Source organism: Rhizobium sp. FY34, assembly GCF_005222845.1.
GTDB lineage: Bacteria > Pseudomonadota > Alphaproteobacteria > Rhizobiales > Rhizobiaceae > Neorhizobium.
Genome location: NZ_STFZ01000008.1, coordinates 80274 through 92973, shown reverse-complemented (window position 1 = coordinate 92973; position 12700 = coordinate 80274). Strand labels below are relative to the sequence as shown.

The 12700-nt window shown below is 60.7% G+C and carries 13 protein-coding genes; 6 read left to right on the top strand and 7 right to left on the bottom strand.

Annotation, left to right across the window (positions count from 1 at the left end; genetic code table 11):
• Positions 1 to 33: 33 nt before the first annotated feature.
• From E8M77_RS06615 to E8M77_RS06585, 6 genes are all read right to left on the bottom strand, one after another.
• Positions 34 to 549, bottom strand: coding sequence for a flavin reductase (locus tag E8M77_RS06615; RefSeq protein ID WP_137129834.1), 516 nt, complete (start codon positions 547 to 549; stop codon positions 34 to 36).
• A 103-nt stretch (positions 550 to 652) separates the two neighbouring features.
• Positions 653 to 1438 carry a pyrimidine utilization protein D gene (rutD, locus tag E8M77_RS06610; protein ID WP_137129833.1) on the bottom strand — a complete coding sequence of 262 codons (786 nt, stop codon included), beginning with the start codon at positions 1436 to 1438 and terminating at the stop codon, positions 653 to 655.
• A 241-nt stretch (positions 1439 to 1679) separates the two neighbouring features.
• Positions 1680 to 2069, bottom strand: a complete 390-nt coding sequence (gene rutC / locus E8M77_RS06600; RefSeq protein ID WP_137129832.1) for a pyrimidine utilization protein C — start codon at positions 2067 to 2069, stop codon at positions 1680 to 1682.
• A 28-nt stretch (positions 2070 to 2097) separates the two neighbouring features.
• Positions 2098 to 2844 carry a pyrimidine utilization protein B gene (gene rutB / locus E8M77_RS06595; RefSeq protein ID WP_137129831.1) on the bottom strand — a complete coding sequence of 249 codons (747 nt, stop codon included), beginning with the start codon at positions 2842 to 2844 and terminating at the stop codon, positions 2098 to 2100.
• Positions 2841 to 3932: a pyrimidine utilization protein A gene (gene rutA / locus E8M77_RS06590; protein ID WP_137129830.1), complete on the bottom strand. Its 1092-nt coding sequence runs from the start codon at positions 3930 to 3932 to the stop codon at positions 2841 to 2843. The genes rutB and rutA overlap by 4 nt, the downstream gene beginning before the upstream one ends.
• Before the next feature lie 274 nt (positions 3933 to 4206).
• The gene (locus E8M77_RS06585) at positions 4207 to 4929 is read right to left on the bottom strand and encodes a Crp/Fnr family transcriptional regulator (protein WP_170975775.1); all 723 of its coding nucleotides are present in this window, start codon (positions 4927 to 4929) and stop codon (positions 4207 to 4209) included.
• A gap of 105 nt (positions 4930 to 5034) precedes the next feature.
• Between E8M77_RS06585 and hemN the strand changes: the two genes are divergently transcribed.
• Entirely contained in the window at positions 5035 to 6384 is a 1350-nt protein-coding gene (gene hemN / locus E8M77_RS06580) for an oxygen-independent coproporphyrinogen III oxidase (RefSeq protein ID WP_137129829.1), read from the top strand.
• A 3-nt stretch (positions 6385 to 6387) separates the two neighbouring features.
• Here hemN and cysQ read toward each other — a convergent pair whose 3' ends face one another.
• Positions 6388 to 7164 carry a 3'(2'),5'-bisphosphate nucleotidase CysQ gene (gene cysQ / locus E8M77_RS06575; protein WP_137129828.1) on the bottom strand — a complete coding sequence of 259 codons (777 nt, stop codon included), beginning with the start codon at positions 7162 to 7164 and terminating at the stop codon, positions 6388 to 6390.
• Positions 7165 to 7343: 179 nt separating this feature from the next.
• Here cysQ and E8M77_RS06570 point away from each other — a divergent pair, with 179 nt between their 5' ends.
• The 5 genes from E8M77_RS06570 (at position 7344) to E8M77_RS06550 (ending at position 12679) form a co-directional block, all read left to right on the top strand.
• The gene (locus tag E8M77_RS06570) at positions 7344 to 8384 is read left to right on the top strand and encodes a proline racemase family protein (protein ID WP_137129827.1); all 1041 of its coding nucleotides are present in this window, start codon (positions 7344 to 7346) and stop codon (positions 8382 to 8384) included.
• A gap of 179 nt (positions 8385 to 8563) precedes the next feature.
• Positions 8564 to 9613, top strand: coding sequence for a dihydroorotase (gene pyrC, locus E8M77_RS06565; RefSeq protein ID WP_137129826.1), 1050 nt, complete (start codon positions 8564 to 8566; stop codon positions 9611 to 9613).
• 108 nt (positions 9614 to 9721) lie between these two features.
• Positions 9722 to 10897 (top strand): GGDEF domain-containing protein, encoded by a 1176-nt coding sequence (locus E8M77_RS06560; protein ID WP_137129825.1) that lies wholly within the window; start codon positions 9722 to 9724, stop codon positions 10895 to 10897.
• Between the two features lie 88 nt (positions 10898 to 10985).
• On the top strand, positions 10986 to 11684 hold the full coding sequence (locus E8M77_RS06555; RefSeq protein ID WP_137129824.1) for an orotate phosphoribosyltransferase: 699 nt from the start codon (positions 10986 to 10988) through the stop codon (positions 11682 to 11684).
• 68 nt (positions 11685 to 11752) lie between these two features.
• Entirely contained in the window at positions 11753 to 12679 is a 927-nt protein-coding gene (locus tag E8M77_RS06550; protein ID WP_137129823.1) for a carbohydrate kinase, read from the top strand.
• The last annotated feature ends 21 nt before the right edge of the window (positions 12680 to 12700 follow it).

The following is a 12700-nucleotide window of genomic DNA, read 5'->3' as shown; positions in this document are numbered from 1 at the left end:
CTGGAGCGGCCAGCCGTCCGCTCCAGCAGGCAGTCAGACGGTTTTGTAGCCCCGGTCGAAATAGATCAGCGCCTGTCCGTCGTCGCGGGTGTGGATGGCCTCGACCTCGCAAAACAGCACGTCATGGGTGCCGCCATCGGCCACTGAGCGAATGCGGCAATCAAACGAGGTGAGCGCATCTTCCAGCCGGTGGCAACCGGTGCCCGTTTGCGCCCAATGGGCGGCGGCAAAGCGCTCGTCCACCGGTGTCTTGCCGCCGAACAGGCGGCTGAGCGGCTCGTGCTCGCCCGCCAGCACATTGATGCAGACCGCCTGGTTGGCGCTGACAGCGGCAAAGGCCGAGGAGCCACGGTTCAGGCAGACCAGCAGCGTCGGCGGGCTGTCGGTCACGCTGCACACGGCCGTTGCGGCAAAGCCAGCGCGGCCTGCGGGGCCATCCGTCGTCACGATGGTCACGGCAGCGCCGAGACGGGCCATCGCATTGCGGTAGGCGAGGCGATGGTCCTCGTCGGCGGGTGCGATGGCAGCGGGTGCAGCGGCAGCAGACATGCTTCATTCTCCAGGAGGTCGTTAATCCCACTTTACGCAGGTTCAGGTCTGCGGTTCAGCGGTGGTGGACACGAATTGTCAATGTGGTGAGCGCGTGCCGGCTTCAGGCGCCGCTCTGGTCGTTCAGGAAATCCAGAAGTGTCCGGTTGAAGCTTTCCGGATAGACGATGTTGACGGCATGCGCACCGCTGTCCGTGACAGACAGCGTCGCGTTGGCCAGACCCTCGGCAAGCCGCAGCGAGCGCGTATAGGGCACCAGAAGGTCATCCCTGGTGGCAATCACCAGAGTCTCTGTGGTGATCTCCGCCAACCGGTCGTCCACGTCAAAGGCCCGCAGTGCAGCGATGCGGCGGGTGACGTTCTCACGCCCCTGGAAATGGGCAAGTCCATGGGCATCGTCATGCGCCATGCGCTCGGCATTGTCGCTCATCCACCAGGCCGGATAGAGAAACAGCGGCTGCGCCTTGACGAAAGCCTCGACGCCGGAATTTTCCAGCAGGCTGAGCCGCGTATCGAAGCAGCGGCCGGAATGTGGATCAGCCTTGCTCCAGGCATTGATCAGCACGAGTTTTTCGATCAGCTGCGGTCGGCGCAGCGCCATATCGAGACCGATCAGGCCGCCCAGCGCATGGCCCATGAAGTGCATGCGCTCGATCTTCAATTCATCGACGATGGCAAACACGTCATCGGCCATGGCGGCAATCCCGCCATCTTCCGGCACATCACCGCCGGTGCGTCCGCAGCCGCGATGGTCATAGGTGATGACGCGGAACTGCTCTGAAAGGGCAGGGATCTGCGGTGTCCAATAGGCACCCGATCCGCCAAGCCCGGACGAGAGCAGGATGGTGGTTGCGTCAGGGGCGGTTTGGCCGTGGATGTCGTAATGCATGGCGTTTCCAAATGTTGTGGTGTGGACCCCCCCCCTCTGGCCTGCCGGCCATCTCCCCCTCAAGGGGGGAGATCACCATGCACCACCACAGTGCCTTCTCTCTGCGAAGGTAACGGATGAAGGAGCCGAGGTTCAGATGGGAGGATGCAAGCTGTCGTCTTGCCGATCTCCCCCCTTGAGGGGGAGATGGCCGGCAGGCCAGAGGGGGGTAAACCACACTCAGAGACCCACCGTTCAGCCCTTACTTCTTCCCGATATGCGCGACCGTTGCGATTTCCACCAGCGCGTCCGGCTTCACCAGGCCGCACAGCACGCAGTAGCGGGCCGGCTTGTCGCCGGGGAAATATTCCGCATAGACCTTGTTGACCGCCTGGTAATTGGCCCAGTCGGTGACGAAGATATGGTTCATCGTCACGTCATCCATCGTGCCGCCGGCGGTCTCAATGACGGATTTGATCGTTTCCAGCACATGCCGGGTCTGGGCGCCGGCATCGCCCACATGCACCACGTCATTGTTCTTGTCGAAGGGCAGCGTGCCTGAGACATACAGGATGCCATCGGCAAGCGTGCCGGGCGAATAGGGGGCGATGGGCTTGGCCGTGCCTTCCGGAACGATAATGGTCTTGGGCATTGTCATTCTCTCCGTTTTCAGTGTGAGATTATTCGGCAGCATCCGCAGGCGCTGCCTGGCTGATCGCGCCGCAGAAATCATTGACGGTCGCCACCCAGCCGAAGAATTTTTCGACATTGTAGACGGTCGCCTGCTGGATGAAGTCGGGTCCGAGGTGATGGGTGGCATCCTCCAGCATCACGCCGAAATATTCGAGGTGAAAGGCGTCGCGTAGCGAGCTTTCCACGCAGACATTCGTGGCAATGCCGACAAAGACCAGATTGCGGATGCCGCGGGCGCGCAGCACCGAGTCCATATTGGTGTTGAAGAAGCCGGAATAGCGCGTCTTCGGCACCAGGATGTCGCCCGGCTGCGGCTGAAGCTCATCGACAATGGCATAGTCCCAGGTGCCCTTGGCCAGCAACTGCCCCTGTAGCTCGGGACGGGCGCGCATGGTTTTCAGCGCATTCGACTTGTGCCAGTTGGGTGATCCGGGGCCGCCGGCCTCGACATAATCCTTGTCCCAGCCGTTCTGGAAATAGACGACCAGCACGCCGGCGGCGCGCGCTGAATCCAGCGTCTTCTTGATGTTGGAAATCGTGCCCTTGGCGCCGGCAATGTCAAAACCGGCAAGATCCACATAGCCGCCTTCGGTGGAATAGGCGTTCTGCATATCGACGACGACGACGGCCGTTTCCGAGGGCTTTAGCGTGATCGGCTCGGGCCGGGCCGGCAGGGTCACGCTTTTTGTCCGTTCCGGGCGCGGCTGATAGCCTGCAACAACCGCCTCGCTCATTCGGCGGCCTCCAGCATCTGGTTGACATGAGCGCGGCTCTTCATCAGCGGCTGCACATATTTGCCGAATTTCTCGATGCCTTCCAGGAAGTCATCAAAGGTCAGCATCACGCCGCCGGTGCCGGGCACTTCGCTCATCTCATCCAGCATGGCGGCCACTTCGGCATAGGAGCCGATCAGCGTGCCCATGTTGATGTTGACGGCGGATACCGGGTTCGACATGTGGCGCACATTGGTATCGGTGCCGGATTTGGTATCGGCGGCACTTTGCAGGCCCAGCCACTTGATGGCTTCCTCGTCGGCGCCGGCCTTATAGTGTTCCCACTTGGCAAAGGCTTCCTCGGTGGTTTCCTCGGCGAGAACCATGGTCAAAACGAAGGAGCGCACGTCGCGCCCGGTCTTCTGCGTTGCAGCCAGCAGGCGTTCATTGGTCGGCGCAAAGGCCTTGGGCGTATTGACGCCAACGCCGAAGCAGAAGCTGTAATCGGCAAATTTCGCGGAAAAATCCATGCCGGCATTGGATGAGCCGGCGCAGATCAGCTTCACTTCGCCTTCCGGAACGGGCTTCATGCGGCAATCATCCATCTGGAAATGCTTGCCCTTCAAGTCCGATTGACCGGTGGTCAACAGGTCCTTCAGCACGGTCGTGTATTCGCTCAGATATTCGTAGCGATCGGAGAAATAGTCATCGCCCGGCCACAGGCCCATCTGGCTATATTCGGGGCGCTGCCAGCCGGTGACGAGGTTGACGCCGAAGCGGCCGCCGGAAATGGAATCGATGGTGGTCGCCATGCGCGCAACGATCGCCGGCGGCATGATCAGGGTTGCGGCCGTGCCGAACAGCTTGATCTTCGAGGTCACGGCGGCAAGGCCTGCCATCAGCGTGAAGCTTTCCAGGTTATAGTCCCAGAATTCCGTCTTTCCGCCAAAGCCGCGCAGCTTGATCATCGAGAGCGCGAAATCGAAGCCGTAGGATTCAGCCTTCAGGGTAATCGCCTTGTTCAGCTCGAAGCTCGGCTTGTATTGCGGTGCATTTTCCGACAGCAGCCAGCCATTATTGCCGATCGGAATGAAGACGCCAATTTCCATGTTCTTGCTCCCTCTGTGTTCGGGCCAAGGGCCCCGCTATGCCAGAAGAAAAGCAAATGGCGTGCCAATATTGAAAAGACTATAGAATTCAATAGCTTGTTTCGCCGCGATCGAAAAAATTTATCAAATGGTCAAAAATTTACCGGGTGATCAATAAATTTTGGGCGTTTTGCCGTGCGAACGGGCGCAGATCTGCCGATTTTTTGATCTTCATCAAGGGAGCGGAAATTTACAGCAGTATTCGGCTTCGGCTATCACCCGAGCCGCAAAGCCATCAGCCGCATCGCGCCCGCAGCCGGGCAAGGCTCGGCACGTCGATATGTCGATTGGCGGTAATAGTGATGATGCCGGCGCTTTTCAGCTTGGAAAGCTGGCGCGACACGGTCTCGATCGTCAGGCCGAGATAGTCGGCGATATCCAGCCGCGACATCGGCAGATCGAAGACGCGTCGGTCATCGCGTGCATCCGGCTCCAGATGCGTGGCGATGAGCAAAAGCAGGCTTGCCACCTTTTCCGAGGCGGTTTTGCGCCCCAGCGTCACCATCCAGTCACGCGCCTCGTCGAGTTCGCGCAAGGATTGATCCATCAGCCGCTTGCGCAAGGCAGGGTTCTGCTCCAGCAGGCGTTCCAGCATGGCCTTGGGCACGCGGCACAGCTCGACATCGGAGGCCGCCTCGGCCGTGATCGGGCTTTCGGTCGCATAGAGCCGCCCCACCAGATCGGGCGCAAACTGCAGCCCGACGATCTGCTGGCGCCCGTCCTCCAGTGTCTTGGACAATTTCACCACGCCACGCATGACATTGTCATAGGCGGCCACATCGGTGCTCTCGCCGACCAGTTCTTCGCCGACCGCCTGCGCCACCTGGCGGGTATGGCGGGAAAGCTGCGTCAACTCGTCAGGCGTCAGCGCACCGCACATCCCCTTGTGGCGCACTTCGCAACTGCGGCAGAGCGCGGGGATCTCGGAATTGTGGATATCGCGGCGGGTCATGTCCATGGCGATACAGATATACGCGCTTGTGAGCGCATGCACCATCCGGCTTGATCTTGATCAAGGAAATGGGTGCATCCCTTTCTATTCTGGGCCGGAAAGGAAGGCCCCATGCACCCAGATCTGCTTCGCCGCTATGCGGCACCTGCGCCACGCTATACGAGCTATCCCACAGCACCGCATTTCCATGCCGGTATCGGCGGGGAAGATTATGGCGCCTGGCTGGCGCGGGAGAATGGTGAGGCTCCCCTGTCGCTCTACCTGCATGTGCCCTTCTGCGATCGGCTTTGCTGGTATTGCGGCTGTCACACCAAGCAGGTGAAGCGCTATGATCCGGTGGGGGCCTATGTGGCGGCTCTGGAAGCGGAGATTGCCCTGGTGGCAAGCCATCTGCCGCATCGCCGTGCCGTGGAAACCATTCATTTCGGTGGTGGCTCGCCGACCATTGTGTCGGTGCCGGACCTCGTGCGGCTGCGCGCGGTGCTGGAACAGCATTTCGATATCCTGCCGAGCTGTGAAATCAGCGTCGAAATTGATCCAGGCTATGTGGATGCCGTCAAGCTTGCCGCCTGGCGGGATTTCGGCATGACGCGGGCAAGCGTCGGCGTGCAGGATTTCGATCCGGCGGTGCAGGAAGCGATCAATCGGCCGCAAAGCTTCCAGCAGACGGATCGCGTGGTGGCGCTTTTGCGGGAACTGGGCATTGGCGGCATCAATCTTGATGTGGTCTATGGCCTGCCGTACCAGACGCGCGAGACGCTGAAGCATACGCTGGACATGTCGCTCTCCATGCGACCGGACCGTTTTGCCATTTTCGGCTATGCACATGTGCCCTGGATGAAGAAGCACCAGACACTGATCGACGAGACGGCGCTTGCCGGCATCGAGGAACGCTTCGAAATGGTGCAGCTGATTGGCGAAGTGCTGGAAAAGGCCGGTTATCTGGCCGTCGGCATCGATCACTTTGCGCGGCCCGGCGACAGTCTGGCGCAGGCGCTGGACAAAGGTGCGGTAAAGCGCAATTTTCAAGGCTATACGACGGATGCCGCACCGGCGCTGATCGGGCTCGGTGCGTCCGCCATCGGTCGGGTTGGCGTCGGCTATGTGCAGAATATCGTGGCGACCGGCGACTATATCCGCGCCGTCAGCGAAGGGCGCCTGCCGGTGGCCAAGGGCTTTGCCTTGAGCGATGTGGACCGCGCCGTCGGTGATGCGATTGAAGCGCTGATGTGCTCCTATGGCTTTTCCGTGCGCGCGCTGAAGGAGCGCTATGGCCCGGCCGCCGAAGTGGTGCAGGCGCAGGCGGCCCACATTCACCAGCAGGATCCCGATCAGTTCACCGCCTTTGACGGCGATCGCTTCGAGGTGCTGCCCAGGGGCCAGCTCTTCGTGCGCACCATTGCCTCGCGCTTCGACCAGTATTTCGGTCGCGGCACGGCCCGCCATTCCGTGGCAGTATAAGACCTATCGGGCACCCCAGGAAATGAAGGCCGGATTGGCAAAATCTGCCATGTCCGGCCGGTTCTGCTTGCCATAGGTCAGCGGCACACCATCGGTCGTTAGCGTCATGCCGCCGGCAGCTCGCAACACGGCATCGCCGGCCGCGGTATCCCATTCCATGGTGCGACCAAAGCGCGGATAGACATCCGCCAGCCCCTCCGCCAAGAGGCCGAATTTCAGCGAGGAGCCGATATTGCGGCATTCCGAGACGCCAAGTTCCAAAAGATAGGCGGCCGTCTGGGCATCCTGGTGCGAGCGACTGGCCATCGCCACCGGTGGCGTCGTCACTGGCCGGGCCTTGATCCTATGGCGGGAAAGCACTCTCTGCTTCTGGTCAACCGAAAGCTTCCAGGCGCCGTCCGGGCTTCCCAGATAGGCTATGTCCAGCACCGGCGCATAGACCACGCCCGCCACCGGTACGCCGTCTTCAATCAGCGCGATATTGACGGTAAACTCGCCATTGCGGCTGATGAATTCACGCGTGCCATCCAAAGGATCGATGAGCAGGAAGCGCCCGGCGGAAATATCCTGCACCACGCCCGCCGCGACCTGCTCTTCGGCCACCACCGGCACATCGGGCAGCTTGTCGCGCAGCATGGCAAGGATCACCTCTTCGGCGCGGATATCGGCCTCCGTCACCGGGCTGTCATCCGGCTTGGTCTGCACCGAACAGCCGCGTGCATAAATGTCGAGAATGACGCGGCCGGCAGCCAGCGCCGCCTGTTCGAAGATGTCCAGCATGCATATTATCCTGTTGATCCCAAACCCTGATGCGTCACGGGGCGTAGAATTGCAACGTGTGGGCATGTCGCATTCCATCCGAATTTTTCCGCCGTCAGGCTTAGAGGCCGATTTTCTTTGGCGCCTCCCCGCCCTATGGTGCGGCCCGCAATGCCGATGGACAAGAAGGAAGACCTCAAATGCGCTGGAAGCGGACGATGCAATTGCTGGACGTGCATGCCGAGGGCGAAATTGGCAAGGTCGCCATCGGCGGCGTGCCGAAAATCCCCGGCCTCACCACGGCAGACAAGCTGGCCTGGCTGAACAGCGACCCGAAAGGTCAGGAACTGCGGCGTTTTCTCTGCCTGGAGCCGCGCGGCAATCCCATCGGCTCGGTCAACCTGCTGGTTCCGCCCAGCGATCCTTCGGCCGATGCCGCCTTCATCATCCTGCAGCCTGACCAGGCGCATGCAAGCTCCGGTTCCAATTCCATCTGCGTCACCACCGCATTGCTGGAAAGCGGCATGGTCGAGATGCAGGAGCCGGAAACCATTGTCATTCTGGAAACGGCGGCGGGGCTTGTCCGGGCCAAGGCCACCTGCCGGGATGGCCGCTGCGAACGCGTCGAATTGACCATGGTGCCCTCTTTCGTGGCAGCGCTGGATGTTGCGCTCGACACCCGCTGGGGCCAGATCACGCTTGATCTGGCCTATGGCGGTGTCTTCTATGCGCTGGTGGATGTCGGGCAGGTTGGGCTGACCATCGAAAAGCACAATGCTGCGGCGCTGGTCGCGGCCGGCATGGAGCTGAAGGCTGCCGTCAATGCCGCCTATCCGGTGGTGCATCCGGAAATCCCGGCGGTCTCCGGCGTCGCCTACGTGATGTTTCGCGATCGCGATCCGGATGGCGCCGTGCGCACCTGCACCACCATGTGGCCGGGCCGTGCCGACCGTTCGCCCTGCGGCACGGGAAATTCCGCCAATCTGGCCACGCTTCACGCCCGTGGGCTGGTGAAAGAGGGCGATGTGTTTACCTCGCGCTCCATCATCGGTTCGGAATTCCAGGTGGGCCTGAAGGGACTGACCAAAGTCGGTGATCGCCCGGCCGTCATTCCCACGATCAGCGGTCGCGGCTTTACCTTCGGTCAGCAGACGGTAGCGCTCGATCCCTTCGATCCGCTCGCCAACGGCTTTGCCATGACAGATGTCTGGGGGCCGTCTGCCGGCGACATTCCCGGCTGACGTCCGGTCCTTGGTCTTTAGCGTCTTTCAACCTGATGGGATCATTGCGTAGCCAGATGCTTCAGCACCTCCGGTGCGGCTGCGATGCGCCGGATGTCAGAAAGCCTCATGCTTGATGTTGTGGATGCTTGAAGGCAGATGCTATGCGAAAGACAAACATGAATCAGCGGAACAGCCCCATGAACACGCCCAGCAAAACGATCAGCATTCGCCGCCCGGACGACTGGCATCTTCACCTGCGCGATGGCGGCGTTCTGGCCGGCGTGATCGGCGATACCAGCCGTCATTTCGCCCGTGCCATCATCATGCCGAACCTGGTGCCGCCGGTGGTCACCACGGCAGATGCCAGGGCCTATCGCGAGCGCATCGTGGCGGCCATTCCGGCCGGTGATCGGTTTGAGCCGCTGATGACACTGTATCTGACGGAACACACCGATCCCGACGATGTGGAAGAGGGCCTGAAAAGTGGCCTCATCACCGCGGTGAAGCTCTATCCGGCCGGCGCCACCACCAATTCGCATGGCGGCGTGCGGGATCTCGACAAGGCCATGCCCACGCTGGAGCGCATGGCCAAGATCGGCATGCCGCTCTGTGTGCACGGAGAGGTCACAACACCGGAAGTGGATATTTTTGATCGCGAGGCGGTGTTCATCGATGAGAAGCTGGATGTCATCCGCCGCCGCCTACCGGATCTGCGCATCACCATGGAGCATGTGACGACGAAAGATGGTGTCGATTACATTCTCGGTGCCGACCGCAATCTCGCCGGTTCCATCACCACCCATCACCTGATCATCAACCGCAATGCTTTGCTCGTCGGCGGCATCCGCCCGCATTACTACTGCCTGCCGGTTGCCAAGCGCGAACATCATCGCCAGGCGCTGCGCAAGGCAGCGACATCCGGCGATGCCCGCTTCTTCCTCGGCACGGATTCCGCCCCGCATGTCGATCCCTTGAAGGAATGCGCCTGCGGCTGCGCCGGCATCTATACATCCATCAATACCATGAGCTGCCTTGCGCATGTGTTCGAGGAAGAGGGCGCGCTTGAGCGGCTGGAAGCCTTCACCTCGCTCAACGGCCCGGCCTGGTACGGGCTGTCGCCGAACACGGACATGATGGTTCTGGAAAGGCGCGAACAACCGGTCGATTTCCCGGCAAAGATCGATACGGAAGCCGGTCCCGTCACGGTGTTTGATCCGATGTTTCCGCTCCATTGGGCGGTGCGTTGATCCGGCACGCATTGGTTTCATTTTATCAAACACGGTAACCAATCAGACAGACTTCATCTCTACGATGCGCTCAGGCTTGACGCATGAGCGCGTCACCCACAGGCGGGCATGATGCTTGATTACCAAACTCTGCTGATATCGCTGGGCGTTTCCGCTCTTTGCCTTCTTCTTACCCTGTTCGGGACATGGATGGCGAGGCGTCGGGATGGGTTCCTGCTCACCTGGGTGATTGGGCTTGCCTTCATGGTGCCCGGCATTTTCACCTATAGCCTCTATGCGGAATATCCCAACCGTTTCATTGGCGTTGTCTGCACCAGCCTGATGCTCTGCGGCTTTTCCACCATCTATGCCGGTGCGGTACAGTTTCGCCTGGATGTGTCGCCATGGCGCCGTGCGGCCTGGGCAGCGCTTGCCATCAATGCCTTCACCATTCCCACCATGCTGTCCGGTTATGATGGCCTTGCCTTCATCTGTCTCAACCTGGGCTGTGCCGGCCTGCTGTTTGCCACCGCCTGGCATTATTGGCAGGCCCGCAGCGAATCTCTCGTGTCGCTCGCCGGCATGGCCGCGCTCTATGCCCTGACCGGCATATCCTTCCTGCTGTGCGCATCGGTTCTCATTCACGATGGACACATGGTTCTCGGCTATGCGCCGACCAATTGGGCCGAAAATTTCAATATCGCCATCAGCATTGCCGGCATGACCGGCGTGGGCGCCATGTCGCTGATGGTGCATCAGTCGCGTATCACCGAGCATCACCGGCGCGAATCGCTGACGGATGCGTTGACCGGCCTCTCCAATCGTCGCGCTCTGTTTGAAGCCCACCAGACGCAGATGTTCAGCCATGAGATGGCGGTGATGGTTTTCGATCTCGACCGTTTCAAATCGATTAATGACCAATATGGCCACGCCATGGGTGACCGGGTCATCTGTCTGTTTGCCGAGGAACTTAAGACTGCGATGGGCGTCAATACCGTAGCGCGCCTCGGTGGTGAGGAATTTGCCGCCGTGGTCAGAAACGCAGCCCCCGGCTATGCGGAATGGGTTGCCGAGCGCATTCGTCGCAATTTCGCTGAGCGCGAGACCGAGGTGGACGGCCAGCGCCTGCGGGCAACCGTCAGTGCCGGTATCGCCTATGGCCATGGCGCGGGGAGCAGTTTCGACAGTATTTTGAATGCCGCCGATGGTGCGCTTTATCTTGCCAAGCGCAATGGCCGCAACCGGGTGGAGCGCGCGCCGGAGCCCCTTCATGCCGAAGGCGGCAGCCTGCGATCTTCCGCGTGATTTTCTGGGCCGGTAGACTGTTTCTGCCGCTGGTTTCAAAGCTCCGTTGCTGCTATTGCCGCCATAGGCAGACGCGATGGAGAGCAGCATGATCCAGATGATTTATCCCGAACGCACGCTGATGGCGGAGCTCATGGCCAAGATGCTGTGGGAAATCGGCGCGGTGCATTTTCGCCCGCAAGAACCCTACAAGCTGGCCTCGGGCATGGCGAGCCCGATCTATATCGATTGCCGCAAGCTCCTCTCCTATCCGCGCATCCGCTCCGCCATCATGGATTTTGCCGCCTCCACCGTCACGCGAGGCGTCGGTTTCGAGGCCTTTGATTGCATTGCCGGTGGCGAAACGGCCGGCATTCCCTTTGCAGCCCTTCTCGCGGACCGCCTTGGTCTGCCGATGATCTATGTGCGCAAGAAGCCAAAGGGCCATGGTCGCAATGCCCAGATCGAGGGCCATATGCCGGAGGGTAGCCGTGTTCTCGTCATCGAAGACCTGACGACGGTTGGCAGCAGCATGTTCCAGTTCATCGATGCCATCCGTGCCGCTGGCGGCGTCGTCGATCATGCCATCGCGCTCTTCTATTACGGCTTCTTCCCCGAGGCCGAAGCCCGTTTTGCCAATGGCAAGGTCACGCTTCATCATATCGCCACCTGGCGCGAGGTTCTGGCCGTGGCCCGCGCCCAGAAGCTTTTCGATGATGCAACGCTTGGCGAAGTGGAAAGCTTCCTCGATGCGCCGCTTGCCTGGTCTGCCCGCAATGGCGGCGTCAGCGAATTGCCGGTCGCCTGACACTAGCGTTTTTCTACCACCTGATTTAATCGATTGAAGAACAGCCTGATGGTGCCGAGGAGGATAAGATGATCTTGTGTTGCGGTGAAGCGCTCATCGATATGTTGCCGCGTGAAACGACGCTCGGCGAAAACGGCTTTGCCCCCTATGCCGGCGGCGCCATCTTCAACACAGCCATTGCGCTCGGCCGCCTCGGCCAGCCGACGGGCTTCTTCACCGGCCTTTCCGATGACATGATGGGCGATATCCTGCGCACCACGCTGAAGGATAGCCATGTGGATGCGCGTTTCTGCGCCACCTCATCGCGCCCCACGACAATTGCCTTCGTCAAGCTGGTCAATGGCCATGCAACCTATGCCTTCTACGACGAGGGAACCGCCGGACGGATGCTGTCGCGCGAGGATCTGCCGGAGCTTGGGCCGGAGATCGAGGCCATGCATTTCGGTGCGATCAGCCTTATTCCGGAACCCTGCGGCGAGACCTATGAAACGCTGATGGCACGCGAATATCAGACCCGCGTGATTTCCTTTGATCCCAATATCCGCCCTGGCTTCATCAAAGACCGCGAGAAACACCATGGCCGCGTGGCGCGTATGGCCGCCATGTCCGATATCATCAAGTTTTCCGATGAGGATCTGGAATGGTTCGGCCTGGAGGGCGATCACGATACGCTGGCGAAATATTGGCTGGGGCAGGGTGCAAAGCTCGTCGTCATCACCCGCGGTGCCGAAGGCGCGGTAGGCTATACGGCAGGTTTCAAGGTGGTTGTTCCCGCCGAACGGGTCACGGTGGTCGATACGGTGGGTGCAGGCGATACGTTTGATGCGGGCATTCTGGCCTCGCTGAAGCGCCAGAACCTGCTGTCGAAGGACAAGGTCGCAAGCCTTTCCGAACAGGCGGTGAAGGATGCTCTGGAGCTTGGCGCAAAGGCTGCCGCTGTCACCGTCTCGCGAGCCGGCGCCAATCCGCCTTACGCCCACGAAATCGGGCTTTGAGATAGCAGGCGGCGGGGGGAT

Coding starts and splice junctions, on each gene's coding strand:
- rutB (WP_137129831.1), bottom strand. CDS start 2,844: ATGAGCGAGGCGGTTGTTGCAGGCTATCAGCCGCGCCCGGAACGGACA.
- hemN (WP_137129829.1), top strand. CDS start 5,035: ATGCACCCAGATCTGCTTCGCCGCTATGCGGCACCTGCGCCACGCTAT.
- rutD (WP_137129833.1), bottom strand. CDS start 1,438: ATGCATTACGACATCCACGGCCAAACCGCCCCTGACGCAACCACCATC.
- E8M77_RS06550 (WP_137129823.1), top strand. CDS start 11,753: ATGATCTTGTGTTGCGGTGAAGCGCTCATCGATATGTTGCCGCGTGAA.
- cysQ (WP_137129828.1), bottom strand. CDS start 7,164: ATGCTGGACATCTTCGAACAGGCGGCGCTGGCTGCCGGCCGCGTCATT.
- E8M77_RS06570 (WP_137129827.1), top strand. CDS start 7,344: ATGCGCTGGAAGCGGACGATGCAATTGCTGGACGTGCATGCCGAGGGC.
- rutC (WP_137129832.1), bottom strand. CDS start 2,069: ATGCCCAAGACCATTATCGTTCCGGAAGGCACGGCCAAGCCCATCGCC.
- E8M77_RS06585 (WP_170975775.1), bottom strand. CDS start 4,929: ATGGACATGACCCGCCGCGATATCCACAATTCCGAGATCCCCGCGCTC.
- E8M77_RS06560 (WP_137129825.1), top strand. CDS start 9,722: ATGATGCTTGATTACCAAACTCTGCTGATATCGCTGGGCGTTTCCGCT.
- E8M77_RS06555 (WP_137129824.1), top strand. CDS start 10,986: ATGATCCAGATGATTTATCCCGAACGCACGCTGATGGCGGAGCTCATG.
- rutA (WP_137129830.1), bottom strand. CDS start 3,932: ATGGAAATTGGCGTCTTCATTCCGATCGGCAATAATGGCTGGCTGCTG.
- pyrC (WP_137129826.1), top strand. CDS start 8,564: ATGAACACGCCCAGCAAAACGATCAGCATTCGCCGCCCGGACGACTGG.
- E8M77_RS06615 (WP_137129834.1), bottom strand. CDS start 549: ATGTCTGCTGCCGCTGCACCCGCTGCCATCGCACCCGCCGACGAGGAC.